We start from the raw sequence: 24,581 nt of genomic DNA, 5'->3' as shown, positions 1-24,581 counted from the left end.
CGGCAGAGTGCTTCCCCGGTTCCAGTCGCAACGCAGGTCGGAAGACTTTTCGCTGGTGCAGATTGCCAGCGAGGCATCACCCGGTCGCCTGCCCCCTATGGCTTGGCTCCTGACCAGTTCTCTTTGATCGTCTGTTTGGCCCTCCCAATCGCCAGAGCTCCATCCCCGACATCCTTGGTGAGTATCGAACCTGCGGCCACGGTGACCTGCTTGCCAAGCTTGATCGGTGCGACCAGCACTGAATTGGCACCTGTTTTGCTGCCGTCGCCGATCACAGTGCGATGTTTGTTGGCGCCGTCGTAGTTGGCAGTGATGGTGCCAGCACCGACATTCACATTGGTTCCCAGCTCGGCATCGCCGATGTAGCTGAGATGGTTCACCTTGCTGCCGCTGGCAATGGTGCTCTTCTTGACCTCCACGAAATTGCCGATCTTGCAGTCATCACCGACTGCAGCATCGGGCCGCAGGTGAGCAAATGGTCCGACAGCCGTGTTGTTTCCCACTTCGGCCTTGATGACTACCGAGTGCAGCACAGTGACGCCTTCGCCCAGCACCGCATTTTCCAGAAAGCTGCCAGGGCCCAGTCGGCAGTTGTCACCGATCCGGCAGGAACCACGCAGATGCGTCTGAGGTTCGATCACCACATCCCGGCCGAACCGGCATGTTTCGCTCAGGCTGCAGCTGTCCGGGTCAATGAAGGTGACACCCTCATCCATCCAGTGCTCTTTCAGGCGCTGCTGCAACAGGGCTTCGCATTGAGCCAGCTGGCGTCTGTTGTTGATGCCGTTCACTTCATCGGCATCGTCCACTTCAAGATGCATGGCACGATCGAACATGCCAACGGTGTCGGTGAGATAAAGCTCGCCCTGATCGTTGTCGGTGCTCAGCGTCGGGAGCACGGCTGCAAGCTTGCGCCAGTTGAAGCAGTAGATACCGGCATTGGTGAGGCTGTTGCAGCGTTGTTCCTCACTGCAGTCGCGATGCTCAATGATGGCGCTGACCTGGCCATCCGCCTTCACGAAAACACGCCCGTAGCCGCTGGGATCCTCCAGACGGGCCGTCAGCAGCGTGACATCCGCTCCACTGCTTCGGTGACTCGCCACCAGCTGATCAATGGTTTCCGCACGCAGCAGGGGAACATCACCGTTCAGAACAAGAAGCTCTCCTTCAAAGTTCTGCAGAGGCATGAGCAGCTGTTGCACGGCATGACCGGTGCCGTTCTGGGGATCCTGCAGCACAAATTCGAGCCCGTTGATGTGGCTGAGCTGCTGCTCAACACGATCAGCCTGATGTCCAACGATCAGGATCCGTCGCTCAGGCCTCAGATTGCCGGCGCTGGCAAGAACCCGTTCCACCAGGGTTGCGCCAGCCAGCGGCTGCAGCACCTTCGGTAATGAACTCTTCATGCGGGTGCCTTTGCCTGCGGCCAGAACAGCGACAGCGAGCATGAACAGCGATGCGAATCGGGCGGAATCTATCGGGATGTGGTGGATTCCGCCCAGCGGTCAGGTTCCTGACCTCTTCAGCGGCCGACCAGAGTGCAACTGGGTTGGCGAATCAGGGCGTGGGCCCGTTGGCGGGTGCAGTCCATGGGTTGAAGAACTGTGCTGAGGCGGTCGTCGCCATGCAGGGCTTCGAGAACCAGAAGACTGCCGTAAAAAACGATCTGAAATGTCCAGGCGTCGAAGCCGGACAGAGTGAAAGTCATGGCAGAAATGCACATCACTGCATTCAGCCTGAACCTTCATGGGCCCGAAATCGACGATGTCTTGAATTCCCCATTGTGAATCAACAGAAAAGACAATCAAGATTTCACCCTCTGCCTTGTTTTTCATACCGGCAAAGGTTGATGCAGACCCCGAAAACTGTTTGATCAGATCATTTTTTCCTGTCTGTTCAACCCGTTGTTGATGTCGCTTCGGCACTCAAATCCCAACCTCTCATCGCTGTTTGTCATCAGATTCAGGTCTTGTACTAGGTCTGTTCGTGAGCACATGCGATCGCCAGCGGCGGTGCCAGAGGCTGGTGCTCTCAAGATCACAGGACTGCTGCTCGAGCTCGCGCCTCCGCTGGATGCTTACGGCCTCATCATCGCCATGGGGATCTCGATAGGGCACTGAAGCTCTCGTGTTCAGATGTTCCTCTTCCATGGCACTCAGTGAAGTCCAGCCTGGCCCCTCAGCGGCCAACGCTTTGTTGGTTCGTGGTTTCAGGGCCAGAGTGCCTGAGCTCCATTCCGCTCGTTCTCCTTTTGCCGGCAGCAATGAGCGAAGTGTCAGGCCTGCACGCCTCAGACTGCTTCTGACGGCAGCTGCTCTGCAGTAGGTCAACAAGCGCCCTCCCGGTGCAAGTCGACTGGCCAGAGCAGCGAGAAACTCCTCACTCCAGAGCTGAGGACAGTGCACTGGAGAAAAGGCATCCAGAAGGATCAGGTCAAGCTGGCAACCTCCTGGCAGCTTTTTGAGGTTGTGGCGCGCATCGCCCCACAGCATTGATCCATGGCCGCCCCTGTCGCACCATCTGCCGCTTCTCTGCAGTTGTTCAAGTCGCTGGAGCACGCCACTGGGCCAGAGCTCACGGAACGGTTTGTGGCCCAGGCCCCATCCCAGAGGACGTGGATCCAGCTCCAGCCCCCACCACTGCAATCTGGGATGGCTGGCTGGTGGGAGTGAACGCATGATGGCTGCGCTGTTGTATCCCATTCCGAAGCAGACATCGAGCAGCTTCAGTTCACTGTGTTGTGAGAAGGTTTCCAGCTCAGCGGGTCTGACAAATTTCGCCTCCGCTTCCTCAAGAGCTCCTGTGGAGCTGTGAAACGCTTCATCAAAATGATCACTGTGAAGACTCAGACTTCCGTCTGCGGTTTCGATCGCCCTGAGCTCTCCAAGCGGATGCCTCAACGTTGCAGTCGCTCGAGATCGTTCCAGAAGGTTGGGTAACTGACGGCGGCGGCTTCGCTTTGCGCCAGTGTTGAATCTCCCTTGGCCATCAGGGCAGCCACCGCAAGGCTCATGGCGACGCGGTGGTCGGTCTCGCTGTCGAGTTGTGCGCCTTTCAGAGGCCTGCCTCCACGGATGGTTAGCCCGTCGGGGTGCTCCTCGATGTCGGCTCCCATGTGTTTCAGCTGGCGAGCCATCACCGCCAGTCGGTCTGTTTCTTTCACTCTCAGTTCCGCCGCGCCAGTGATCCGGCTTTCGCCGTCGCAGAAGCATGCCGCCACGCTCAGGATCGGGACCTCGTCCACCAGACGCGGCATGATCTCCTCCCCGAATTGGAAGGGTTCCAGTGATCCGTGCGTGACATGCAGATCCCCCACCGGTTCTCCTGCCACATCACGCTGATTGAGCACCTCGATCTTCGCTCCCATCTGATCGAGAACTTCCAGCACTCCTGTGCGGGTCGGATTCAGACCCACATTTTCAACGGTCAGATCAGCTCCGGGTACCAGAGCGCCTGCGATCAGCCAGAACGCTGCTGAGCTGATGTCACCCGGAACCACAACATGCTGACCCTTCAACCGCGCACCCGGTCGAACGGTGATGTGACGGCCCATTTCTCCACCCACATCCAGATCGGCACCAAAGGCCTTCAGCATTCGTTCGCTGTGATCACGGGAGTGGGCAGGTTCAATCACCGTGCTGTTGCCATCCGCAGTCAGGGCGGCAAGCAGCAGGGCGGATTTCACCTGCGCACTGGCGACGGGTGTGCCGACAACAGCACCGCGCAGCTTGCGTCCCTGAACTGCCAGAGGGGCGAAATTTCCCTGACCGCGACCGCGCACCTCCGCACCCATCATCGAGAGCGGTTGCCCAACACGCTGCATCGGTCTCCGCTTGAGGGAAGCATCACCGCTGAGCACGAAATGTCGGCCATTCAGTCCTGCCAGTAGTCCAAGCATCAGTCGCATGGTTGTGCCGGAATTTCCGCACTCGAGCACTTCACTCGGTTCCTTCAGACCATCCAGGCCAACGCCATCAATGGTGATGAGCTCACCATCGGCGACAGGACTGATGTCCGCTCCCATCGCTCGAAGACAGGACGCCGTACTGATTGGATCCTCTGCAGGAAGCAATCCCTCAATCGTGGTTCTGCCCTCAGCTATGGCTCCAAAGAGCAATGCCCTGTGAGAGATCGATTTGTCTCCGGGAACCCTCACGTGACCACTAAGAGTTCCGCCGGATCTCAGTTGGCGGACATCTCCTGTGATTACCGGCACGTTCTTCCATCTCTTGGTGGTCGAATTCTATGAGTCGCTTGATCCAGCATCAGTTCGCGGGCTGATGCCGATTCAAGTCATCATTTTTGTCCGAATGGCTTCAGATCCCGCAGACAATTTTTATTACCACTGTTGTGAAACGCGTCTTGAATCAAATTCACCAATCCCTTAATCCGAATCATCAACATTCTTAATAATAATGAAAAGTTAAATTTTAGAATAGAAATATAGTTGTGATTCAATAAGTTCGATTATTATGAAATTTTCAAATTTTCTGCAATTTAGAGAATTTGATTGAATTGAATTTCAAGACAACGCAACTTTTTTCGCTATGAGAATGTTGAGTTCGTCGCGATAGTTTCGAGCAGCCTGCCAATCCTTTCTTTTCACCGCGTTGTTGTAAGCCTTGATGAGTTGTTGACGATGCAGTTCGTGCGCTACGTCCATGATTTCGCATTAGCTCTGATCAATTTATGGATGGTTTTTATGGGTCGGTCGAAGTTCTGATGCGCTGCAGGGTGATCAATGAGCCTGGGCGCCCCCCAATTGCTTTGCAGGCGGATTTAAAGCCGCTGGCCTGAGTCCGAATGCGGAAACAGCGTTCTTTGGTACCGGCGGTAGTCGCGTTTGTCACGCGGGTGGCCGGTTTGTAATTTGGCAGAATTGCTGTACTGGCCTCCCCTAGGACCTTGCAGTGATTGACTGAATGGGGAGTCCATCTGTTGCCGCGCCTGCGGCCTTTGATGTTTTGGCGGTGTTGGTTTGTTCTTGCTTGATGTAGTAACGCCAATGGTTTTGAGGGTTTGATCAGGGGGTTTTCGGGCCTATCCGCGGCTCTGAAGGATGCGTCCTAGCTGCTGGAGCCGTTGTCGGCTTGTGCGTTGAGTGCCGAAGTGGCGTTGGTTGATTTCCTCTCTGGATGGTTTTTTCGTGTCGCCGGCCCTGAGCTGCCTGTGATGCTTGCTGTTTTCAGGTAGCGAAGTCGCTGTCTGTGCGTTTTAATACGGTGAGAGGCAATTGCCTCTTCCTCTTTTATTGGTGTGAGGATCAATGAAATTGTTCAAGCAACTGCTTGTTGCCCCCGCTGCCCTGGGCCTGCTGGCTCCTGTGGCTGCTGGCGCAACTGAAATGAATGTTGCCGGTGTTTCTGACTACGCCCCCGTTTCCCAGGACGCGGTTGCTGTGGATCAGGTCACCAGCATCACCCAGTTCTCCGATGTCTATCCGACTGACTGGGCCTATCAGGCACTCAGCAACCTGATTGAGCGCTACGGCTGTGTCGCGGGTTATCCCAACGGCACCTACCGCGGCAACCGTGCGATGACACGCTTTGAAGCGGCCGCGCTGCTCAACGCCTGTCTCGACCGCGTCACTGAAGTGACCGACGAGCTCAAGCGTCTGATGAAGGAGTTCGAGAAGGAGCTCGCCATCGTCAAGGGCCGTGTTGACGGTCTGGAGGCCCGCGTCGGTGAACTGGAAGCAACCCAGTTCTCCACCACCACCAAGCTGAAAGGAAAGGTCGATTTCGTCACCGGTGGTGTTAGTTACGGAGGTGAGGACTACGACCTCGGCGAAGGCCCTGAATACCGTGGTCAAGACGCCTTCACGTTCAACTATCGGGCCACGTTGAATCTGAATACCAGTTTCACCGGAAAGGATCTTTTGTACACCCGCCTGCGTGCAGGTAACTTCAACAAGAACGCCTTCTCTGGTAAGGGTTACACCGGCAACATCACCCAGCTGAGCGTTGCCAAGTCAACAGGCGATGCCCTCAAGGTTGACAAGCTCTGGTACCAGTTCCCACTTGGCGCTGACTTCCAGGTTTACCTGGGAGCCAAGATTGAGAACTACTACATGCTTGGTGCTCCTGCCAGTGTGTATCGCGAAATTCTCAAGGACTTCAAACTCGGCGGTTACTACGGTGTTTACGGCGCCAGTACCTCACCTGGTGCGGGTATCGTTTGGAAGCCCAACAGTAAAAATGATCCTTTCGATCCAAAGTTTACTGTTGCTTTGAACTACACCGCCAAAAACGGTGCGAAAGGCAATCCCAGAAAAGGTGGTGGCATTATGACCAACACCTCAGGAGGTAAGTTTGTTGCACAGGTGGGCTATGGCGGTCCTCAGTGGAACATCAACGCTGGTTATGCCTATGTTCAGGATGGCATGACTGTCGGTTACGGCACTCCTCTCGGCTCTGGTACCACAGTCGTTGGTGGTGATGACCAAGCTGTCTCACGTGGCTTTAAGGACGCTAATGCTGTTGCTTTGCGTGCATGGTGGCAGCCTTCCGAGTCCAGCTGGGTTCCCAGCATCTCTCTAGGTTGGGATCTGACATCATTCAACGGTAAAGATGTCAATTTCCCTGCTAACAATTTCAAGAGAGACCTGCGTGAAAAGCAGACCTCACAAGCCTGGACTGTAGGTTTGAACTGGAGAGATGCCTTCATGCGCGGAAACCTGCTCGGTTTCGCCATCGGCCAGCCTCAGTTCGAGACTGAGCGAGAAGAAGGCACTCCCGATGATGGCAACTATGCAATGGAGCTGTATTACCAGTTCCAAGTCACCGACAACATCGCTGTGACACCTGCCATTTTCTATGTCTCACGTCCCTTCGGTGAACTGACTGGTTCAGCTCCTAGGTACGGCGGTGACGGTGCTGAGAGATTCAATACTTTTGGCTACCTCGTGAAAACAACCTTCCGTTTCTGATTCAGATCGGTTGATTCTTCTACAGGCTCCCTCTTTGAGGGAGCTTTTTTTTGCTTTCATAAATCCAATAAAAAAAGGAGGCTCTCCGGCCTCCTTCATCTTGATTGCGAATGTCTGGCCTGATTACCAGCAGTTTTCGCCCTCTCCAATCGGAACGCAGACGTCTTCCTGTGCAGCTTTTTCAGCTGCTTTCTTTGCGTCTGCATCCTTCTTGGCTTCAGCGTCGATGTTCTGATCTGTGTTCCACTCCTGCAACCCACCACCCATGGGGTTGGTATCAGCGAGAGCAGCTGGATCTGCCATTTGGCTGCTCAGTGCAGCAGCACCAGCGAGAAAAATGGAAAGAGTTGACCTCTTCATCCCAAAAACCACCGTTTATATAGGCTCCATCAATTCTAAGTCGTTTCACGTGTGTTGTTCACGTGCCCAGTGATCGCAGTAAATTCGTATACGCAAGAAACACGAGATCCAGCTCATCACTTCGTCCGTGCTTGGCAAGCAATCCTTTGGCTCCGGTATCGAGTTGAAAAAGAGTGACGCGATCGCCTTCATTTTTCAAATAACTTTCAATCCATCCCACACAAACAATTCGCTCACCACTGCTCACCTGCTTGACCCGGTGCATGCTTGAGCTTGGGTAAATCACAATCTCCCCCTGCTTCAATTCCAGCTGCAATGAGTCTGTAATGGTATCGACTTCCAGGGCTCCGCCTGTGAATGCCTGGTGATCAGACAGGCAAAGAGTGAAGGAAAGATCACTTCTGCCGCTGCTCATGTAAGCATTATCGACATGACTGTCATATCCACCTCCGGATTTTGTTCTGCTGATCAGCAATCGATGCAGTTTCCTTGGTACACAGAAGCTTTTGATGGCTGGATTAGCCCACATAGCGTCCTGCACCAGACGATGAATCTCCTCTCTGACCGGTGATGTCTGAGCAATCTGCTCATTGATTTTCCCTGACCTGGCCTGGGCACCAGCCGTTGCTCTGCCATCAATCCATTCAGCGTGACTGACCTTCTCTAGAAGTGCCTTGCACTGGTCTGAACTGAAGAGCTCAAGCTTGATGTGATTCATTGAAAACGACGTTTTTGTATTAAATGAGCAGTAGCTTGGTATCGTGTTGGCGAGACGTTTCGGTTTTTCGCAGACAACCTCAGAGGGGTTCTTGTGTTTTATGAAGCTGCTTGCATTTCCTTTGCTTGCGTCACTGTCTCTGTTGACGGCCGCCGCGCACGCTGAAGAAGTTCGTGTCTATTCAGGCCGTCATTACAATACCGACAGGCAGAGTTACAAGGCATTCTCTGATCAAACCGGAATCAAAGTTCGCTTGATCGAAGCTTCCGGTATTTCTTTGGTTGAGCGGCTCAAGCGCGAAGGAAGCAATACCAAAGCTGATGTGATCATTCTTGTTGATGCCGCCAGGATCAACAATGCCGCCAAGGCAGGTTTATTTCAGCCAATCAATTCTTCGAAGCTGAATTCAGATGTCCCAGCTCGATATCGAGATCCCTCCAACCGTTGGTTCGGAATCGCTAGACGGGTTCGTGCGATTGTCATCAACCCAAACCAGGTCAAACCTTCCCAGGTCAAGACTTACGCTCAGCTTGCATCTCCTGATTTGAAAGGAAAAGTTTGCCTGCGTAATCGTAAAAATGTCTACAACCAGTCATTGGTTGCTGATCAGCTGGCAATTCGTGGAGAAGCTAACACCAAAGCCTGGCTGAAGGGCATGATTTCCAATGTTTCTCAGCCATATTTCCCTGGTGACATCGCTTTGATTCGAGCTGTTGCTCAGGGCAAGTGTGGTGTTGGGGTGGTGAATCATTATTATCTCGCTCGCATGCGTGCGGGTATCAATGGAGCCAAGGATCAGAAACTTGGTAATCAGGTGAAAATTGTCATGCCCGATCCGGCGCATGTGAATATCAGCGCCGCAGCAGTTTCCAAATATGCCAAAAATAAAACAGCTGCAGTCAAGCTGATTGAGTTCCTGGCCTCTCCCAATGGCAGCAGGGGGATTGCCGGCCCCACCTTTGAATTCCCTTTAACAGGAGTTGGGGGATCAACGTATCTGAAAGGGATGACCAAGTTCACCCCAGATAATGTGTCGATTTCTCAGTTGAGTGCTCTTAATCCCAAGGCCATTCAGCTCATGGCCCAGGCCGGTTGGCAATGAGTTGATCCAGCAGATAGCCGAACAGTTCAGGGTTCGGCTCTCTGTTGCTGATATCGGTTAAGCCGAGTTCGTCCAGACGATCCGTGACACGTTGTTCCAGATCGTCTGGTCTGCTCAGAGGTTTGCCCCAGGGGTGATTTTTTTCCGGCCCAACCTTGGTTGTAGCGTCGATTGCCAGTCGTCCACCGAGACCGAGTTGTTCGCTGGCGAAGTCGAGTGAATCAAACGGTGTGTTTTCCAGAGTGAACAGATCTCTCTGTGGGTCCACCTGGGCGGCGATCGCCCAGACCACCTGGCGTGGATCGCGCACATTGATATGGCTGTCGACCACAACCACGAACTTGGTGTAGGTGAACTGAGGCAGCGCGCTCCAGAAAGCCATTGCAGCTCTCTTCGCCTGGCCTGGATAGGCCTTGTCGATTGAGATCACCGCGAGTTTGTAGCTCAGTGCCTCCATCGGCAGGAAGAAATCCTTGATCTCAGGGATCTGCTGACGCAGGATCGGCGTGTAGATCCTGTTGAGCGCAATGGCGAGCATGGCCTCCTCCTTCGGAGGTCGACCGCTGAAAGTGGTGAGGAAGATTGGATCCTTGCGCTGAGTCATGCAGTGAAAACGCACCAGCGGTGAGTCCTCCACTCCCCCGTAGAAACCCATGTGGTCGCCGAAGGGTCCATCAGGCATCACCTCTCCAGGTGTGATGGTTCCTTCCAGAACAACCTCACTGTGACTGGGTACCTTCAGATCAACCGTCTTGCAGGGGCTTAGCCTGACACCCTCTCCGGCGTAGATCCCGGCGAACAGCCATTCGCTCAGTTGCACCGGGATCGGTGTTGCTGCCGCCATCACAAGCAGTGGATGAACACCGATGGCGATGGCGATCTCCAGCTTCTGTCCCAGTGCAGCCGCCTTGCGCAGATGGCGAGCGCCCCCGCGCACGCTCAGCCAGTGCACGGTCATGGTGTTGACCGACTGTTTCTGCAGCCGATACACCCCCACGTTCGGTACGCCGGTCTCTGGGTCCTTTGTGATCACCAGTCCGAGAGTGATGACGCCTCCGGCATCACCAGGCCAGGGACGAATGAGCGGGATGTTGTCGAGGTTGACCTGATCGCCTTCAAACACCTGTTGACGGCATGGAGGCAAAAGATCTCTGTCCGGTCTTGCCTTCACCAGATCCCAGAAAACACGTGCGAATTTCTTGGTTTCACCCAGCCCCTTGGGTGGGCGTGGCTGTTGCAGCAGCGCAAGTCGCTCACCCAGATCCTCCAGCTGCTCCGGATGTTCGAGCCCCATGCTCCAGACGACCCGCTCCACGGTCCCGAGCAGGTTGACCGCCACCGGCATTGAGGATCCGATCACGTTCTCGAACAGAAGCCCAGGGCCTCCGCTGGCCAGGACTCGATCGGCGATCGCCGCCAATTCGAGATCAGGATCCACCGGTGCCGTGATCCGTTTGAGCTGTCCCCGCTCCTCCAGCAGCTGAATGAAGGCACGCAGATCCCGTGTGCCGGGACCGGGGCGGAACAGAGACATCTGGAGGCCACCTCAGCAGGGGTGATCCCGGTACTGTGACGCACGCTGACGGTGAGTGTGGCCATGCAGGTTTCCTATTTCCATGCGGCCGCGCATGTTCCCGACACGGTCGGTTCCGCAGACGGTCCGGATGCAGCTGTCGTGATTGATGTTCTGCGTGCCACAACCACGATCGCCTGGGCTTTGCACAATGGTGCCGAGGCGGTGCAGGCGTTCGCTGATCTCGATGAACTGCGAGCGCAGGCAAAGCTCTGGCCCGACCATTCGCGTCTGCTTCTGGGAGAGCGGGGGGGCTGCATGCTGGAGGGTTTCGACCTGGGTAATTCCCCCGTCGCCGTGACCCCTGAGCTGGTGAAGGGCAAACGGTTGCTGATGAGCACCACCAACGGCACCCGCGCTCTGCAGCGGGTCCGCGACGTGCCCTGCGTTGTCACGGCAGCTCTGCCCAACAGACGCGCTGTTGCCGAGCGATTGCTGGCAGGAGCGCACCAGCGGATCGTCATCCTCGGCAGTGGTTGGGAAGGGACCTATTCCCTCGAGGATTCACTTGCTGCCGGAGCAATCGGAGAGCTGCTTGTTGCTGCCGGAGCTGCAGTGGCCAATGATGAACTCCAGGCGGCACTGGCTCTCTGGAATCAGTGGAAGCATGATCCTGAAGCCTGCCTTCGCGTTGCTTCGCACGGTCAACGGTTGATCGGGATCGGTGATCACGATGCTGATTTCAGCTGCTGTTCCGGTCTGGATCAGATTCACGTCGTCCCGACCCAGGTTGAACCCGGTGTTTTACGAGCCGTTCGTGTCTGAAGCGCGAAGCGCTCTTCAGCCATACCATTCCATCGACTGAATACTGACCTCTGTGCGTGATTTCCTGGCGGCGGCCGTGCAACTCACTAGCAGTTCCGACCCGGAGAGCAACTTCAGTGCTGCAGAGGAACAGATCGACCTTGCAGCACGACGTGGAGCTGAGTTGATTGGACTTCCCGAGAATTTTGCTTTTCTCGGAGAGGATTCACTGCGGCTGGAACTTGCGCCTGTTCTGGCGGAACAGGCAACCAGGTTCCTGGTCACCATGGCGCGTCGCTACCAGGTGGTGATCATGGGCGGCGGATATCCCGTTCCCGTCGGAGACGGTGCTCACACCTTTCAGCGGGCCCAGCTGGTTGGACGCGATGGTCAGATCCTGGCCAGTTACGACAAGATCTATCTCTTCGATGTCGACCTGGCAGACGGCAGTTCCTATAGGGAGTCGGCTTCTTTCAGGCCAGGCACGACTCCACCACCTGTTGTGGATGTGCCTGGACTGTGTCGGGTGGGGCTGTCGATTTGCTACGACGTGCGCTTCCCTGAGCTCTACCGAGAACTGATCGAGGCAGGAGCTGAGTTGCTGATGATTCCCGCCGCTTTCACGGCCTTCACGGGTAAGGACCACTGGCAGGTTCTTCTCCAGGCCCGTGCGATTGAAAACACCTCCTATGTGCTTGCTCCCGCACAGACAGGTCTCAATGCAGGGCGACGGCAGAACCATGGCCACTCGATGGTCATTGACCCCTGGGGAACAGTGCTGGCTGATGCCGGTGTGAGTCCCGGCGCAGCCGTTGCGCCGGTGGACCTGGATCATCTTGAGCGCATCCGTGCTCAGATGCCTTGCCTCAAGCACCGCAGAACCGCAGCGTTCTGAATCCGATGCCTCGGCTATCTCGTCGTTTCAGCGCCCTGCTGGTCGCTCTTGTCGTGCAGGGTGCGGGCCTGGTGATGGGCCTGCCTGCTCGGGCGGCCAGTGCTCTGGCGGCCTGGTCGCTGGGTAGTGATGGGGTTCTGCAATTGCGCACAGCCACAGGGGCGCGCCTCAATGCCTTTTTTGAAGCCGGTAAAGCCGGACGCGGGCCCAGGGTCTGGATCGATTTCCCCGGCGAACTGAGTCGCCCCCGCAAGCTTCGCGGCTCCGGTCCCGTCCGTGAGGTTCGTCTCGGCAAGCCCAACCCCGGAGCCACCCGCCTGGTCATCGAGTTCCAGCCCGGGGTTGAACTCGACCCTGGTCAGCTGCGTTTGATCGGCACCTCGCCGGATCGCTGGAAGTTGATGTTCGAGGGACTGGCCACCAGAGGTCTGCGCACCATTGGAGAGGGCGATCTCAATCGGGCGGGTCCCGGACGCTGGGCTGGCGTGAGGATCAAGCCCACCCGCACTCCTGTGAATGCCGCCGGACTTCCAAGTGTCCGTCGTGGTCGTTACCGGGTGGTGATCGACCCTGGTCATGGTGGCCCTGATCCTGGCGCTGTCGGGATCAGGGGGATTCGCGAATCGGAGATTGTTCTTGACGTTTCGCTTCAGGTGGCGCGACTGCTTGAAGCCAAGGGGGTTCAAGTCACGCTGACTCGAACTGCTGAGGTGGATGTTGATTTGCCACCGAGAGTGGCGCTTGCCAACAGAATCGGCGCAACGGCGTTTGTCAGCATTCACGCCAATGCCATCAGCATGTCCAGACCGGAAGTGAATGGCATCGAAACCTTTTATTTCTCCGATCCACGTTCCGCACGGCTTGCTGCTCATATCCAGCAGCAGGTGTTGAATGTGTCTCCGGGAAGTCCCAATCGCGGCGTGCGTCGCGGCCGCTTTTTCGTGATCCGTCGCACCACCATGCCTGCGGTGTTGGTGGAAACAGGGTTTGTCACCGGCAATCTGGATTCTCCGAGGTTGGCCACCGCATCGCATCGACGTCGTCTGTCACTGGCCATTGCCACCGGAATTCTCGAGTATCTGCAGGGGGTGCGATGACCATCCGACTTGGCATGTTTGACAGTGGTCTGGGTGGACTCACCGTTCTGCGTCGGGTTCTGGAACGCCACGGCTCCCTGCAGGTGGTTTATCTCGGCGATACGGCCCGTGTTCCCTATGGCAGTCGTTCAGCGGCTGAAATCCGCACCATTGCCTCAGAGGTGGTGAGTTGGCTGAGCCAGCATCAGATCTCAACGGTGGTGATGGCCTGCAACACCACCAATGCCTTGGCCAGAGATGTCGCTGAAGGCCAGGCAGGTGTTCCTGTTGTGGGTCTGATTGGTGCTGCCGCGGCGATGGTTCGTGAAGCCCGGGTCGGGGTGCTGGCCACGCCGGCAACCGTGGCATCAGGGGCCTACCGGGAAAGCATTGAGGCTCTTTGTCCGGGAACGCTGGTGGTGCAGCAGGCCTGTCCTGAATTCGTTCCCTTGATTGAAACCGGTGATTTGCATTCCAGAGCTCTCCATGATGCCGCCACCTGTTATCTCCAACCTCTGCTGGAAGCTTCGGTGGAGTCGGTGATTCTGGGCTGCACGCACTACCCCCTGCTGGTGCCGTTGCTCAGCCGGTTGTTGCCGCAGCCCATTCGCTTGATCGATCCTGCAATGGCCGTGGCCAGTCAGCTTGACGCACTGCTCGGGAAGCCTTTGCCCGGAGGTCTGGATCACCCCCTCGCTCTGGGATCAACCCGCATCTGCGTCACTGATGATCCTGAGGGATTCGCCGACCGCGCTACGCCCTGGCTTGGGCAACGGCCACGGGTTGAGCTGGTGCAGCTGCAGTGACAGGTCGGTGCCTTCTAGGATCTCTTCACTGAGGGGATTCATGACCACCGTCACCGATTTGCTGGAGCCGGTTGAGGCGGATCTGGAGATCCTGCTCAGCGACCTTCGCAGTTTGATCGGAGCGGGCCATCCGATTCTTCAGGCAGCAGCCGAGCATCTGTTCAGTGCCGGTGGCAAGCGTCTGCGTCCGGGCATTGTATTGCTGATTTCCAGAGCTCTTGCGAGCGACGGCGGTCTCACGTCCCGCCATCGCCGCTTGGCTGAGATCACCGAAATGATCCACACCGCGTCTCTGGTTCACGATGACGTGGTCGATGAAGCGGCCACCAGAAGAGGCGTTGAGACTGTCCACAGCCGCTTCAATCACCGCGTCGCTGTTCTGGCCGGTGACTTTCTCTTTGCTCAGGCCAGCTGGCATCTCGCCAACCTGGACGACCTTGATGTTGTGAAGCTGCTCAGCCGCGTGATCATGGATCTGGCCGATGGGGAGGTCAAACAGGGCCTGTTCCGTTACGACACAGGCCAGACCTTCGAAACCTACCTCGAAAAGAGTTACTGCAAGACCGCCTCGCTAGTCGCCAACAGTGCACGTGCTGCTGGGGTTCTCAGTGGTTGTACCGATCCTCAGCTTGAATCTCTCTATCGCTACGGTCGCCAGCTCGGTCTGGCCTTCCAGGTGGTTGACGACATTCTCGATTTCACAGGCAGTGACCAGCAGCTTGGTAAACCCGCAGCCAGTGATCTTTCCAGCGGCTATCTCACTGCCCCTGCCTTGTATGCCCTCGAGAAGACCCCAGCCATGGGGGTTCTGATTGAACGCGAGTTCAGCAACGAGGGTGATCTTGATGAAGCTCTGGGCATGGTCCGCGATTCGGATGCGATTGCTCGCACCCGTCAACTGGCTGAAACCTTCGCTCAGGAATCCCGTGAAGCACTGACCTGGCTTCCTGAGTCGCCCTATCGAACCGCATTGCTGGAGCTCCCGGACTTCGTTCTCAGTCGCCTTTACTAACTAACGACTCGAGGCAACGCTGGGCTTCGATCAGTTGAGTGATGGCAATCAACCGGTTCGAGTTCAATAATTCCTGCGCACTGGGATCAGGCTGATCGGAGCACTCAGTTTGTCTGAGCAGTCGCCAGACCAGGCATCCAGCTGCCAGGGCTGATTCACATCCTGCTCTGGAATCCTCAAAGGCCCAGCAGTCCTCAGGTCTGACCCCCAGTCCTGCAGCGCCCAACAGGAAGGGATCGGGGGCGGGCTTGCCGGCTTTCAGCTCGCGATCGTCGCCGCAGATCATCAGCTGCAACCGATTCACCCAGTGATGATTGCCGATCTTGTGTCGCACTGATTCCCGGTCGCTACTGGTGACGAGGGCCGTCGCAATCTCAAGACGTTCGGCTGTGCGCACCAGCGATTCCGCTCCCTCCATGGGCCTGGCATCGGGAAGAAGCCGCCTGGCGATGGGCTGTCTGACGGCAAGAAGTTGATCCGGTGTGATCGCCTGCTTCATCCAGGAGCAGACGAGCTTTGCGTTGTCGTGCCGACGGCGCCCCTGCAGTCTGATCAGCTGATCTGGAGCAAGGTCGGTGCCGAAATGGTGTGCAGCCTGTTGCCAGGCAAGCGCGTGGAGCGGCTCGGTGTCGAGCAGCAGACCATCCAGATCAAACAGGCAGGCCCTGGGTTTGGTCGTGAACTGATTCAGAGATCACACCCATGGCTGTCGTTGCCACTGATCGATGGCCCAGCAGGAAAGGCTCCGATGTCGTCATTCAGTTCAGGCATTGCTGATCATTGACTCCCATTCATTCTGATCTGGAAAACCTGTGGTTGCCCGCTCCAGGCGAACCAGAAAACTCAGGCGTTCGCTGGTTCGAAACGGTTTGATCCAAGGTTCTGTCTGAATGCGCCGTGCCAATTATCTTTTGCCCAAGGCGCAACAAGGCAGACCCCAGATGACGAGCGAGAAATCCACCATCGAAAGCGTGCTGGACGAGCAGCGTGTTTTCGAGCCTTCTCTCGACTTCTCCCGAATCGCTCGCATCGGCGGTATGGAGGCCTATAAGGCGATGGCCGATGCAGCCCGTCGAGATCCAGAGTCGTTCTGGGGGGATGCGGCGCGCAAGGAACTCTCCTGGTTCAGGCCTTTCGACACCGTTCTTGACTGGTCGGATGCCCCCTTCGCCCGTTGGTTTGAAGGCGGTACCACCAACATTTCCCACAACTGCCTTGATCGGCACCTCGAGGGCGAGAAGGCCAACAAAACGGCACTGATCTGGGAGGGTGAGCCTGGTGACGTACGACAGTTCACCTACCGCGAGCTGCATGCCCAGGTCTGCAAAGCCGCCAATGCCCTCAAAGCAATGGGAATCGGCAAGGGCGATCTTGTGGCGTTGTACATGCCGATGGTGCCCGAGGCGGCGATCGCCATGCTTGCCTGCGCCCGCATCGGTGCCCCTCATTCGGTTGTTTTCGGTGGCTTTTCAGCCGAGGCGCTTCGGGACCGATTGATCGATGGCGAAGCGAAGGCGGTGATCACCGCTGATGGTGGTTTCCGCAAGGACAAGCCCGTGGCGCTGAAGCCTGCGGTTGATGCGGCGCTTGCCGATGGCAGCTGCCCAACCGTGCAGTCCGTTCTGGTGGTGCGGCGCACCAAGCAGACCGTGGAGATGGTCGAAGGTCGTGATCAGTGGTGGCATGAGCTGGTCGAGGGGCAGAGCGCAGACTTCCCCGCGGAGCCGATGGCCAGCGAAGATCGTCTGTTCGTGCTCTACACCTCAGGCTCCACCGGCAAACCCAAGGGCGTCGTGCACAGTACTGCGGGATACAACCTCTGGGCCCATCTCACATTCCAGTGGATCTTCGACATCCGTGACGATGACGTCTACTGGTGCACAGCGGATGTGGGCTGGATCACCGGTCACAGCTACATCGTTTACGGCCCGCTTTCCAACGGGGCGACCACCGTGATGTACGAGGGCGCGCCGCGTCCATCCAAGCCCGGAGCGTTCTGGGAGCTGATTCAGAAGCACGGAATCACGATTTTCTACACCGCTCCCACCGCCATCCGCGCATTCATGAAAAACGGCCGTGAGGTGCCTGATCAATACGACATGAGCAGCCTGCGTCTGCTGGGCACCGTGGGTGAACCGATCAACCCCGAGGCCTGGATGTGGTACCGGGATGTAATCGGCTCCGGTCGTTGCCCGATCATCGACACCTGGTGGCAGACCGAGACCGGTGGCGTGATGATCAGTCCCCTGCCCGGTGCAACGCCGACCAAGCCAGGTTCAGCGACCTTGCCTCTACCGGGAATTGAAGCCGATGTTGTTGATGCCGATGGCAACTCTGTCGGAGTTGATGAAGGGGGTTACCTGGTGGTGCGACGCCCCTGGCCGGGAATGATGCGTACTGTGCACGGCAACCCTCAGCGGTTCCGTGAGAGCTACTGGGAGCACATCCGTCCCGCTGACGGCAGTCATATCTATTTCGCCGGAGATGGTGCCCGTCGTGACGCGGACGGCTACTTCTGGGTGATGGGTCGTGTGGACGACGTGATCAACGTCTCCGGTCACCGCCTCGGCACCATGGAGATCGAATCTGCTCTGGTCAGTCACCCCGCCGTCGCGGAGGCTGCCGTTGTGGGTCGTCCCGATGACCTCAAGGGTGAAGGCATTGTCGCCTTCGTCACCCTTGAGGCAGGTCGTGAACCGGAGGATGCCCTGATTGCGGAGCTGCGGGGCCATGTGGGTCAGGAAATCGGCCCGATCGCCAGGCCCGATGAGATCCGCTGCAGTGATGCCCTGCCCAAAACACGCAGCGGCAAGATCATGCGCAGGATCCTGCGTGCCCTCGCGGCCGGTCAGGAAGTCACCGGAGACACCAGCACCCTTGAGGATCGTTCGGTGCTCGACCGGTTGCGTGCCTGAGCCCGGCGTCAGCTGTCGCTGCCACCACTTCACCGCTTCGAGTCCGCAGCTGCCTGAATCGCCTGATGCAGTCCACTCCGCATGTGGCGTTTCAGGGGTTGCGAAGTGGCCATCATCAAAAAAAGTGCTCCCCTTGAGTTGATCGAGACGGCACTCAGTGACGACGAACTGTTTGGAGAACCCGAGGCCAATTCAGTGATCTATTCAGAGGAGGCGGAGCCGCTCAGCGCCCAGGTGGTGATCAGGTCCTGAAGACGGTTCACCTGTTGCTGCCTTTCGTTGCCCTCCGCCCAGTCACCAAGGAACTGTCGTCTAAGGCCCGCACTGGCGGGTGTGAGGTGATCGCCTTGCAGCCTCAGCAATTCGCTGCTGTCTCCTCTGCGAGCCCGCAGTGCCTTCATCAGATCGAGACTCTGGTCGATCTGGTCCCTGTTGAAACGCACCACCTGATTGCGGGGCTGCAGGTACTGACGTTCGATCAGTCGCAGCGTTTCTTTCGGGCTCGGACTGAATTCAGTGCTCACGCCCAGGCTCGGTGCAACCACTCCCAGCAGCGGAATGGACTGGTCAGCGGTGAAATTGTTGAAGCTGAGCGCGACCAGGCCGCTGCAGTTTCGTCCTCCATCTGGCGCAAGCAGATGCAGCTTGCAACCCAGGCTGTGGCCAAGGCGCAGAGGTGGTGGCAGCTGCCCCAGATGATCCTGCAGCCGATTGCGACAGGCCCGCATGGCACTCCAGGCTTCGCGTGCCTGCAGCTGGTGGTCGAACCCAGGCACATAGCTCCAGGCGTGTACGGCGAGGCCACGGGCCTCCAGTCCTTCGAGCAGGCGGCGGTAACTGATCTGCGGTGTTGCAGCCAGGTAGCTGCCTCCCACGAATTCGACCAACCCGCGTGGCTGACGCGGGTAGAGGGTCCAGCAGTCACGGAAGCGAACCCAGTCGCTCATTGACTGGGTTGCAGCGAACGCAGCACCTGAATGGCTTCGCGCACATGGGCCGGGCCATCGAGCAGGTTGTTGAACACGTGCCGGATCACTCCTTGGCCATCAATCACATAGGTGACCCTGGATGGCAGCAGGCCAAGGGTTTTGGGGACACCGAATGCCCGGCGCAGGCGTTGATCACTGTCACTCAGCAAGGGAAAAGGCAGCTGATGGCGTTCCGCGAAGCGGCGATGGCTCACCAGATCGTCACCGCTGACGCCCCAGACCTGAGCACCAAGCTGCTGCAGCTCCTCGTGGGAATCCCGGAATCCGCAGGCCTCCGCTGTACAGCCAGGGGTCTCGTCCTTCGGATAGAAGAACAACACCAAGGGCGTCCCGTTGCGCTCGCTGATGGCGCAGCTGTTGCCTTCGTGATCCTCCAGGTTGATGGACGGAACGCTGTCACCAACGGTGAGGGCCATGCCAAGCAGTCGAATTGGTGGCGAAACCTTAGGAAGCGTGGATAAAGGACGGAGAATGGAATGATTCAGGAGGCAGGTCTGCGCATGGAGAACCAATCCGTACCAGGTCAGCTCGATCTGCTGTCGTCGAGTGCTGGCCAGCCCTTCACGGCCTCGCCGCCTCAATCTCCGGCTCAACTCCCAAGGCAATCTCCGCAGTCTCCTGAGACCAGTCCCTCGCCGCAGCCAGAAGCTGATCGTTTCGCCGCAGCAGGAACGCTGTTGATTGTTGACACGGAAACCACAGGACTCGATCCACAGATCGATGAGTGCCTTGAGGTGGGCGCGATTCTCTTCGATGTCGCCAGTCGCCAGGTGCTTGCGCAGCAATCGTTCCTGCTGCCGGTGGAGGCCAATGCTGCGGAGGCCATCAATCGAATCCCCGCTTCCGCGACCACCCTGCCCCAGCCCTGGAGGCCCGCCCTCGACTATCTCCAGTCGCTGCTGGATGCTGCCGACGTACTGGTGGCCCACAACGCCGCCTTCGACCGCCAGTGGTTCGGGCGCGGCCATCTGCCGGCTGTTAACAAGCGCTGGCTCTGCAGCATGGAGGACATGCGCTGGCCGGCTGATCGTCAGCTGCGGTCCAGGCCTTCGGTGCGCGATCTGGCCCTGGCCTATGAAATCCCTGTCTGGGCGGCTCATCGTGCTTTAACTGACTGCATCTATCTGGCAGAGGTCTTCCGGCGCTGTGATGACCTTGAGCACTTGATCGAGTGCGGTCTGGAACCTCGGCAGCTGATGCGCGCTCAGGTCTCCTACGACGACCGTCATCTCGCCCGGGATGCCGGTTTTCGCTGGAACGAACCGGTGAAAGGAGCCTGGGCCAGGCGACTGTCCGCAAGGGAAGCCGGCAAACTCGATTTTCCTGTTGTTCCTGTTGATCCTGAATTGCCCCTGGCGTCCTGATTTGCTTCAGCACTCGGAAGCCTCGTGGTGGGTTTGCTGCTGCCGGGCTTCAGCCAGCCAAGCTGACTGCATGGATCATCCAAGGCATCCGCCTTCCATTCGTTCCCGCCTGCAGCGCTGGCAGCAGGTGCGGACCTGGGCTCGCCTGATACGCGAGGCTGAGTGCCTCTGGCATGTGGATGTACGCGAACTGAAGCGTCTCGGTGCGCTGGAGCTCTCGCATCTGCTGGAGGAGGTTCCATCCTGTCAACGCTCGCGCGTGAATCGATGGCTGACGCGTTATTCAGCTTCGACTCGGTTGCCTTCAGCTTCCATCCATGAGCCCTGATGCGTCGTTCAAATGCTCTTGAGCGTTCACGAACAAGCCTCATGAAAGCTGTCCGAGCCTGCTCTCCGCTATGGGTAGGTCGCTTCGCTGCAGACCATTGATGGCCTTCGCCAGGCAGGCTCTCGTTCTGTTCTCCCTGCTCGCTGCCGGAACCGGTGTCTCCGCCTCCTCACAGTCATCTCTGATCGCAGTCGGTTCATCTCTCCCCACCAGGCTTCACCGAACCTGGTTCGGCCGGATGGCCAACTCCGGTGGTTTTGAGATCAGCTATCGATCGGTGGGCTCGGCCGCAGCTCAATGGGCCTTGATCAGGCAGGCAGTTGACTTCACGGTTTCCGACGTCGCGATGCAACCCAGGGACCTGGCCAAGGTGAGACGTGGCGTGGTTCAGATCCCCACGTTTGGAGCCGCCATCGCTTTCGGATACAACCAGCCCGGTTGCGACCTGAAGCTGACCCAGCTGCAGGCTGTTCAGTTGGCCAGCGGCAGAATCACCGACTGGAAGCAACTCGGCTGCGAGCCCGGTGCTCTCACCTGGGTGCATCGGTCGGATGCCTCTGGCACCACCGATTCCTTTGCTCAGTCCATGCAGGCGTTTTCTTCGCAGTGGCCTCTTGGGACCGGAACGCTGATTCGCTGGCCAGCCGACAATGTGATCGCCGCTGAAGGGAATTCCGGCGTTGCCGCTGTCATTGAAAGCAAGCGTGGAGCCATCGGTTACCTCGGTCTCTCCCATGTCAAAGGCAGGATCCGGGCTGCTGCGCTGCAGAACGACAACGGAGAATTCCTCCGACCCAACCCGATTTCCGGAGCCAAGGCCCTTCAAGGCATCGATCTGGATTTCAATCTTGCCGGCAGCAACCCGAACCCCTCCACCCAGGGGGCCTATCCGATCGTTACCTTGATCTGGGTCAAGGCCTACAGGTCTGGAAACGGCGAGAAGTCCCAGGTGATCAAAGCGACCCTTGAGCTCATGCTCAGTAGCGAGGCTCAGAGTCAGCTTCCTGACCTTGGTTTGATTCCTCTCGAGGCTGAGATCCTCAGCAAGTCGAAGGCAGCCATTGAAAGGATTGGTCAGTAACTGCAGGGCTCCTGATCGGGCGTCGAACAGGTTGACACCATTCGGATCATCATTTTTGCCACGAACTTTCGATACTTTTGAACACTCCTTATTGATTCGATAGGGGGCTCTTCGTCTGGGTGTGTGATGTTTCGCTCCATACGTTGCTCGGTAGGGAATCGTCAGTCGGTTCTGTTGAAACTCCAGCAGAATCAAAGTCTGAAAAGTAGAGCTCTTCCTTCTGGACTCCAGTTTTCAAAACCGAAATCGCTTGCACCTCGCCGCGGGAAATGTTGTGCCACTGCACAAAAACAGGCTGTGGCTTGTTGTTAACGGCATGGTGAAGCTTGGTGCGGTTTCTGTGCATGGTGATGAACTGCTGCTTGGTCTCGCAGGTCCCAATGAAACCTTTGGTGAGCCATTGAGTACGGTGCAGGCTTATGAGGCCGTCACGCTCACCGACTCCGATCTTCTCTGCATGACGATGGGCGAGGTCCGGGAGTCTCAGGACCTTGCCAATAATTTCCTGGGAGCGGTCGTGCTACGGCATCGGCAGTCGGAATATCTGCTGTCTCTTCTCGGACTTCGTCGTGTTGAGGAGCGAGTCAGGGGATTTCTTGAGTTGCTTGCCCAGGATTACGGTCAGCCCTGTGACCAGGGATTGCGCCTGAATCTGCGTCTGACTCACCAGGAGATGGCCAGTGCCCTGAGTACAACCCGTGTGACAGTGACCAGGGTCATCGGACTGCTCAGAGATGAGGGCTGGCTCCAGATCGATGGTCAGCGCCACCTTGTGATCACCCATGTGCCCTGTAAATGAATTTCTCTGTGCCTAATTTCCTGAGTGTTTTGATTCAGTGAGATTGTGATCGCTTGATCAAGCCGATTACGGTGAAGCAAATAAAAAAAGACTCCCCAAACGAGGAGTCTTCGTCATCGATTGGACTGTGACATCGGAGCGGCGGGATTTGAACCCACGACCCCTACTACCCCAAAGTAGTGCGCTACCAAGCTGCGCCACGCCCCGACGGCAGATTCAAGTTATCACAAGGCATTCCCGCTCTTTGTGTGTCGCTTGATGCGTGCCAGCAGTCTTGTTGTGAGTCTGTCTCGGCTTTCGCTTGAATACCCCCAGAGGCGCATTTCTCTGGCCAGCTGACGCAGCGCTGAAAGATTCATTGAGGCAAGCTGCAGCTCAGGCAGCGTTCTCCATGCTCTTGAGGCGATCGGCAGATCAGTGCGACGTTGGTTGTCGCTGAGACTCAGCGTTCCATCAGCGATCCACTCCGGTATGAGCACCACCAGCACTGCGATCAGACCGTAAAGCTCCACCAGGCCGCTCGGCAGGGGATGCAGGCGACGGGGGGGCTTGGGCTCAGGAATGGTGGGCACGCCTTGCGAGGAGACCAGTTTCCAACCTTGCCAGGTCGGTTTATCGGCTGCGCAGGCAGTGGTCAGATCCCCTGGGTTGCTCTCTGTGAAGGTGTGGAGACCAGTCCAGGAGGGGACTGGGATTCATCACGCCAGAGAAAGGGAGGCTGATCATCGGATCGGGGCTTCAGGGCGAAGGCCATGGCGAAGACAAGAATCACCGTCAGAGCGATGACGGCGATCACCACTCTGTCGGGCAGTGGGTCATTCATGCCTGCAGCTGGATCGGATTGTTGTCTCCACGCAGCACGCAGTGGCTGATGCTCCAGTCGTAATGGGTCCAGACCTGGCTGGGCAACTGGTAGTCAGCAGCTTCAAAGGCACCGAGGAGGATCCCTGTGGGCATGGCGGAGCAATAGGGCCGGCTGCCTGGTCGTGCCAGATATTGCTGGTGGTAGTTTTCGGCGAAATGAAAAGTTCGGTCAGCTGCGATTTCAGTCGTGATGCTGTCCCGTTCGGCCTGAGTGAGGGCTTGTTGGTACCAGTCACGACTGGCCAGTGCGAGCTGCATCTGTCGGGTGGTGGTGGTGTAGATCGCCGATCGATACTGGCTTCCCCGGTCATTGCCCTGACGATCTCCCTGGGTGGGGTCATGACATTCCCAGAACAGCTTGAGCAGATCGCTGACATCAATGGCTGGTGTGCTGTACACCACACGCACCACCTCGGTGTGCCCGGTCCGTCCGCTGCAGACCTGCTCGTAACTGGGGGATGGTGTCTGCCCGCCGGCGTAGCCAACAGCAGTGGATACAACACCAGGCAGCCGCCAGAAACCCTTTTCCGCGCCCCAGAAACAGCCGCAGCCGAAAACAATTTCCTCCTGATCCTCCATCAGCGGGGCCTTCAGGGGAGTGCCGAGAACAACATGACGCTCGTCAGCGTTGCTGTCTGATAGTCCCTGCTGAGAACCGGTGAGCCAGTTGGGCAGCATCACATCCATGTCATTCGCCCGAACCCTAGGCAGATGTCATGGGTTCCAGGCGGATGTGATTGAGCAGTGTGGTGACGAAGGCGAACAGCAGAAACGGGACGCTGAGCACAAGAATCAGGCCGACTCCGACCAGTGCAAACACCGGTCTTGAGGACCCCATCAGCGCCAGCCCTGACGCAAGGCTTACAAAAATCACAGCCATCCAGGCCAGAATCTGCCCGTAGATATCCCCGAACGTCAGGGTGCAGCGGACCGAAAAAGGAGTACCTGACGTCATGGTTCGGCAGCAGAGACTCCAGCTAAGCCGAGGCAACAGGGTTTGTCGCCCGTACGTTGCACAACCTTTGCG

At 57.5% G+C, this 24,581-nt stretch carries 29 protein-coding genes and 1 tRNA gene; 14 read left to right on the top strand and 16 right to left on the bottom strand.

All coding sequences use genetic code 11. From position 1 onward, the window contains the following. Positions 1-95: 95 nt before the first annotated feature. The 5 genes from glmU to SIB73_RS05550 form a co-directional block, all read right to left on the bottom strand. The gene (gene glmU / locus SIB73_RS05570; protein ID WP_413402274.1) at positions 96-1,448 is read right to left on the bottom strand and encodes a bifunctional UDP-N-acetylglucosamine diphosphorylase/glucosamine-1-phosphate N-acetyltransferase GlmU; all 1,353 of its coding nucleotides are present in this window, start codon (positions 1,446-1,448) and stop codon (positions 96-98) included. A gap of 74 nt (positions 1,449-1,522) precedes the next feature. After that, complete coding sequence (locus SIB73_RS05565; protein WP_413402276.1) at positions 1,523-1,708, bottom strand: hypothetical protein; 186 nt, start codon at positions 1,706-1,708, stop codon at positions 1,523-1,525. A 232-nt stretch (positions 1,709-1,940) separates the two neighbouring features. After that, complete coding sequence (locus tag SIB73_RS05560; protein ID WP_413402278.1) at positions 1,941-2,900, bottom strand: tRNA (5-methylaminomethyl-2-thiouridine)(34)-methyltransferase MnmD; 960 nt, start codon at positions 2,898-2,900, stop codon at positions 1,941-1,943. Continuing rightward, a complete protein-coding gene (gene aroA, locus SIB73_RS05555; protein WP_413406384.1) occupies positions 2,897-4,207 on the bottom strand; it encodes a 3-phosphoshikimate 1-carboxyvinyltransferase in 1,311 nt (436 codons plus the stop codon). Before aroA ends, SIB73_RS05560 begins: the two co-directional genes overlap by 4 nt. A gap of 315 nt (positions 4,208-4,522) precedes the next feature. Next, on the bottom strand, positions 4,523-4,663 hold the full coding sequence (locus SIB73_RS05550; protein ID WP_186988258.1) for a hypothetical protein: 141 nt from the start codon (positions 4,661-4,663) through the stop codon (positions 4,523-4,525). Positions 4,664-5,266: 603 nt separating this feature from the next. Here SIB73_RS05550 and SIB73_RS05545 point away from each other — a divergent pair. Further along, a complete protein-coding gene (locus SIB73_RS05545) occupies positions 5,267-6,928 on the top strand; it encodes an iron uptake porin (RefSeq protein WP_413402280.1) in 1,662 nt (553 codons plus the stop codon). A 123-nt stretch (positions 6,929-7,051) separates the two neighbouring features. Here the strand turns inward: SIB73_RS05545 and SIB73_RS05540 are convergent, their stop codons facing one another. Together SIB73_RS05540 and SIB73_RS05535 are read right to left on the bottom strand one after the other, a co-directional pair. After that, a complete protein-coding gene (locus SIB73_RS05540) occupies positions 7,052-7,231 on the bottom strand; it encodes a hypothetical protein (protein ID WP_413402281.1) in 180 nt (59 codons plus the stop codon). Positions 7,232-7,346: 115 nt separating this feature from the next. Next, on the bottom strand, positions 7,347-8,006 hold the full coding sequence (locus SIB73_RS05535; RefSeq protein WP_413402283.1) for a Fe2+-dependent dioxygenase: 660 nt from the start codon (positions 8,004-8,006) through the stop codon (positions 7,347-7,349). 100 nt (positions 8,007-8,106) lie between these two features. Here SIB73_RS05535 and SIB73_RS05530 point away from each other — a divergent pair, with 100 nt between their 5' ends. Then, complete coding sequence (locus tag SIB73_RS05530) at positions 8,107-9,108, top strand: extracellular solute-binding protein (protein WP_413402285.1); 1,002 nt, start codon at positions 8,107-8,109, stop codon at positions 9,106-9,108. On the opposite strand, the gene SIB73_RS05525 is transcribed toward SIB73_RS05530, so the two are convergent. Then, positions 9,083-10,642, bottom strand: a complete 1,560-nt coding sequence (locus SIB73_RS05525) for a UbiD family decarboxylase (RefSeq protein WP_413402286.1) — start codon at positions 10,640-10,642, stop codon at positions 9,083-9,085. The two genes, SIB73_RS05530 and SIB73_RS05525, sit on opposite strands and share 26 nt — an antisense overlap. Before the next feature lie 63 nt (positions 10,643-10,705). Here SIB73_RS05525 and SIB73_RS05520 point away from each other — a divergent pair, with 63 nt between their 5' ends. Genes SIB73_RS05520 through sds form a run of 5 tightly spaced genes read left to right on the top strand, consistent with a single transcriptional unit; the run spans position 10,706 to position 15,214 of the window. Continuing rightward, entirely contained in the window at positions 10,706-11,446 is a 741-nt protein-coding gene (locus SIB73_RS05520; RefSeq protein WP_413406386.1) for a 2-phosphosulfolactate phosphatase family protein, read from the top strand. 52 nt (positions 11,447-11,498) lie between these two features. After that, positions 11,499-12,320: a carbon-nitrogen hydrolase family protein gene (locus SIB73_RS05515; protein ID WP_413402287.1), complete on the top strand. Its 822-nt coding sequence runs from the start codon at positions 11,499-11,501 to the stop codon at positions 12,318-12,320. Between the two features lie 5 nt (positions 12,321-12,325). Continuing rightward, complete coding sequence (locus SIB73_RS05510; RefSeq protein WP_413402288.1) at positions 12,326-13,417, top strand: N-acetylmuramoyl-L-alanine amidase; 1,092 nt, start codon at positions 12,326-12,328, stop codon at positions 13,415-13,417. After that, positions 13,414-14,202: a glutamate racemase gene (gene murI / locus SIB73_RS05505; protein ID WP_413402289.1), complete on the top strand. Its 789-nt coding sequence runs from the start codon at positions 13,414-13,416 to the stop codon at positions 14,200-14,202. The genes SIB73_RS05510 and murI overlap by 4 nt, the downstream gene beginning before the upstream one ends. A 40-nt stretch (positions 14,203-14,242) precedes the next feature. Beyond that, positions 14,243-15,214: a solanesyl diphosphate synthase gene (sds, locus tag SIB73_RS05500; RefSeq protein ID WP_413402291.1), complete on the top strand. Its 972-nt coding sequence runs from the start codon at positions 14,243-14,245 to the stop codon at positions 15,212-15,214. Here sds and SIB73_RS05495 read toward each other — a convergent pair. Continuing rightward, the gene (locus SIB73_RS05495; protein ID WP_413439787.1) at positions 15,198-15,851 is read right to left on the bottom strand and encodes an HAD family hydrolase; all 654 of its coding nucleotides are present in this window, start codon (positions 15,849-15,851) and stop codon (positions 15,198-15,200) included. The genes sds and SIB73_RS05495 overlap by 17 nt on opposite strands. Between SIB73_RS05495 and SIB73_RS05490 the strand changes: the two genes are divergently transcribed. The 3 genes from SIB73_RS05490 (at position 15,741) to SIB73_RS05480 (ending at position 18,381) form a co-directional block, all read left to right on the top strand. Continuing rightward, the gene (locus tag SIB73_RS05490; protein WP_413402292.1) at positions 15,741-15,998 is read left to right on the top strand and encodes a hypothetical protein; all 258 of its coding nucleotides are present in this window, start codon (positions 15,741-15,743) and stop codon (positions 15,996-15,998) included. The genes SIB73_RS05495 and SIB73_RS05490 overlap by 111 nt on opposite strands. 157 nt (positions 15,999-16,155) lie before the next feature. Further along, positions 16,156-18,129, top strand: a complete 1,974-nt coding sequence (acs, locus tag SIB73_RS05485; protein ID WP_413402294.1) for an acetate--CoA ligase — start codon at positions 16,156-16,158, stop codon at positions 18,127-18,129. A gap of 81 nt (positions 18,130-18,210) precedes the next feature. Further along, positions 18,211-18,381, top strand: a complete 171-nt coding sequence (locus SIB73_RS05480; protein WP_413402295.1) for a hypothetical protein — start codon at positions 18,211-18,213, stop codon at positions 18,379-18,381. On the opposite strand, the gene SIB73_RS05475 is transcribed toward SIB73_RS05480, so the two are convergent. After that, the gene (locus tag SIB73_RS05475) at positions 18,330-19,076 is read right to left on the bottom strand and encodes a DUF1350 family protein (protein ID WP_413402297.1); all 747 of its coding nucleotides are present in this window, start codon (positions 19,074-19,076) and stop codon (positions 18,330-18,332) included. The two genes, SIB73_RS05480 and SIB73_RS05475, sit on opposite strands and share 52 nt — an antisense overlap. Further along, a complete protein-coding gene (locus SIB73_RS05470; RefSeq protein WP_413402298.1) occupies positions 19,073-19,534 on the bottom strand; it encodes a peroxiredoxin in 462 nt (153 codons plus the stop codon). Before SIB73_RS05470 ends, SIB73_RS05475 begins: the two co-directional genes overlap by 4 nt. Positions 19,535-19,594: 60 nt before the next feature. Here SIB73_RS05470 and SIB73_RS05465 point away from each other — a divergent pair, with 60 nt between their 5' ends. The 4 genes from SIB73_RS05465 (at position 19,595) to SIB73_RS05450 (ending at position 22,690) form a co-directional block, all read left to right on the top strand. Next, positions 19,595-20,482, top strand: coding sequence for a 3'-5' exonuclease (locus SIB73_RS05465; protein WP_413402299.1), 888 nt, complete (start codon positions 19,595-19,597; stop codon positions 20,480-20,482). Positions 20,483-20,552: 70 nt separating this feature from the next. After that, a complete protein-coding gene (locus tag SIB73_RS05460) occupies positions 20,553-20,810 on the top strand; it encodes a hypothetical protein (RefSeq protein ID WP_413402300.1) in 258 nt (85 codons plus the stop codon). A gap of 100 nt (positions 20,811-20,910) precedes the next feature. Continuing rightward, positions 20,911-21,891: a substrate-binding domain-containing protein gene (locus SIB73_RS05455; protein WP_413439738.1), complete on the top strand. Its 981-nt coding sequence runs from the start codon at positions 20,911-20,913 to the stop codon at positions 21,889-21,891. Positions 21,892-22,111: 220 nt separating this feature from the next. Beyond that, the gene (locus SIB73_RS05450) at positions 22,112-22,690 is read left to right on the top strand and encodes a Crp/Fnr family transcriptional regulator (protein ID WP_413406389.1); all 579 of its coding nucleotides are present in this window, start codon (positions 22,112-22,114) and stop codon (positions 22,688-22,690) included. 133 nt (positions 22,691-22,823) lie between these two features. Here SIB73_RS05450 and SIB73_RS05445 read toward each other — a convergent pair. The 5 genes from SIB73_RS05445 to SIB73_RS05425 all read right to left on the bottom strand — a co-directional run bounded on the left by SIB73_RS05445 (position 22,824) and on the right by SIB73_RS05425 (position 24,509). Beyond that, positions 22,824-22,897: transfer RNA gene (locus SIB73_RS05445), tRNA-Pro, on the bottom strand. 17 nt (positions 22,898-22,914) lie between these two features. Further along, positions 22,915-23,262 (bottom strand): hypothetical protein, encoded by a 348-nt coding sequence (locus SIB73_RS05440; RefSeq protein WP_413402302.1) that lies wholly within the window; start codon positions 23,260-23,262, stop codon positions 22,915-22,917. Positions 23,263-23,324: 62 nt separating this feature from the next. Beyond that, on the bottom strand, positions 23,325-23,513 hold the full coding sequence (locus SIB73_RS05435; protein WP_413402303.1) for a hypothetical protein: 189 nt from the start codon (positions 23,511-23,513) through the stop codon (positions 23,325-23,327). Then, positions 23,510-24,232, bottom strand: a complete 723-nt coding sequence (gene msrA / locus SIB73_RS05430) for a peptide-methionine (S)-S-oxide reductase MsrA (protein WP_413406391.1) — start codon at positions 24,230-24,232, stop codon at positions 23,510-23,512. Before msrA ends, SIB73_RS05435 begins: the two co-directional genes overlap by 4 nt. 25 nt (positions 24,233-24,257) lie before the next feature. Further along, a complete protein-coding gene (locus SIB73_RS05425; RefSeq protein ID WP_413402305.1) occupies positions 24,258-24,509 on the bottom strand; it encodes a hypothetical protein in 252 nt (83 codons plus the stop codon). Positions 24,510-24,581: the final 72 nt, after the last annotated feature.

Source organism: Synechococcus sp. MIT S9509 (assembly GCF_047303035.1).
In the GTDB taxonomy this organism is placed as follows: Bacteria; Cyanobacteriota; Cyanobacteriia; order PCC-6307; family Cyanobiaceae; genus Synechococcus_C.
Note: the sequence above shows the minus strand (reverse complement) of the source record. Positions and strands in the feature narration are given on the sequence as shown.

What these genes read in the sequence shown, in the direction of transcription:
- glmU (WP_413402274.1), bottom strand. Translation starts at nt 1,448, where the DNA reads ATGCTCGCTGTCGCTGTTCTGGCCGCAGGCAAAGGCACCCGCATGAAG.
- SIB73_RS05565 (WP_413402276.1), bottom strand. Translation starts at nt 1,708, where the DNA reads ATGACTTTCACTCTGTCCGGCTTCGACGCCTGGACATTTCAGATCGTT.
- SIB73_RS05550 (WP_186988258.1), bottom strand. Translation starts at nt 4,663, where the DNA reads ATGGACGTAGCGCACGAACTGCATCGTCAACAACTCATCAAGGCTTAC.
- SIB73_RS05545 (WP_413402280.1), top strand. Translation starts at nt 5,267, where the DNA reads ATGAAATTGTTCAAGCAACTGCTTGTTGCCCCCGCTGCCCTGGGCCTG.
- SIB73_RS05540 (WP_413402281.1), bottom strand. Translation starts at nt 7,231, where the DNA reads ATGGCAGATCCAGCTGCTCTCGCTGATACCAACCCCATGGGTGGTGGG.
- SIB73_RS05535 (WP_413402283.1), bottom strand. Translation starts at nt 8,006, where the DNA reads ATGAATCACATCAAGCTTGAGCTCTTCAGTTCAGACCAGTGCAAGGCA.
- SIB73_RS05530 (WP_413402285.1), top strand. Translation starts at nt 8,107, where the DNA reads ATGAAGCTGCTTGCATTTCCTTTGCTTGCGTCACTGTCTCTGTTGACG.
- SIB73_RS05525 (WP_413402286.1), bottom strand. Translation starts at nt 10,642, where the DNA reads ATGTCTCTGTTCCGCCCCGGTCCCGGCACACGGGATCTGCGTGCCTTC.
- SIB73_RS05520 (WP_413406386.1), top strand. Translation starts at nt 10,706, where the DNA reads ATGCAGGTTTCCTATTTCCATGCGGCCGCGCATGTTCCCGACACGGTC.
- SIB73_RS05510 (WP_413402288.1), top strand. Translation starts at nt 12,326, where the DNA reads ATGCCTCGGCTATCTCGTCGTTTCAGCGCCCTGCTGGTCGCTCTTGTC.
- murI (WP_413402289.1), top strand. Translation starts at nt 13,414, where the DNA reads ATGACCATCCGACTTGGCATGTTTGACAGTGGTCTGGGTGGACTCACC.
- sds (WP_413402291.1), top strand. Translation starts at nt 14,243, where the DNA reads ATGACCACCGTCACCGATTTGCTGGAGCCGGTTGAGGCGGATCTGGAG.
- acs (WP_413402294.1), top strand. Translation starts at nt 16,156, where the DNA reads ATGACGAGCGAGAAATCCACCATCGAAAGCGTGCTGGACGAGCAGCGT.
- SIB73_RS05480 (WP_413402295.1), top strand. Translation starts at nt 18,211, where the DNA reads ATGTGGCGTTTCAGGGGTTGCGAAGTGGCCATCATCAAAAAAAGTGCT.
- SIB73_RS05475 (WP_413402297.1), bottom strand. Translation starts at nt 19,076, where the DNA reads ATGAGCGACTGGGTTCGCTTCCGTGACTGCTGGACCCTCTACCCGCGT.
- SIB73_RS05470 (WP_413402298.1), bottom strand. Translation starts at nt 19,534, where the DNA reads ATGGCCCTCACCGTTGGTGACAGCGTTCCGTCCATCAACCTGGAGGAT.
- SIB73_RS05465 (WP_413402299.1), top strand. Translation starts at nt 19,595, where the DNA reads ATGATTCAGGAGGCAGGTCTGCGCATGGAGAACCAATCCGTACCAGGT.
- SIB73_RS05460 (WP_413402300.1), top strand. Translation starts at nt 20,553, where the DNA reads ATGGATCATCCAAGGCATCCGCCTTCCATTCGTTCCCGCCTGCAGCGC.
- SIB73_RS05455 (WP_413439738.1), top strand. Translation starts at nt 20,911, where the DNA reads ATGGCCTTCGCCAGGCAGGCTCTCGTTCTGTTCTCCCTGCTCGCTGCC.
- SIB73_RS05435 (WP_413402303.1), bottom strand. Translation starts at nt 23,513, where the DNA reads ATGAATGACCCACTGCCCGACAGAGTGGTGATCGCCGTCATCGCTCTG.
- msrA (WP_413406391.1), bottom strand. Translation starts at nt 24,232, where the DNA reads ATGCTGCCCAACTGGCTCACCGGTTCTCAGCAGGGACTATCAGACAGC.
- SIB73_RS05425 (WP_413402305.1), bottom strand. Translation starts at nt 24,509, where the DNA reads ATGACGTCAGGTACTCCTTTTTCGGTCCGCTGCACCCTGACGTTCGGG.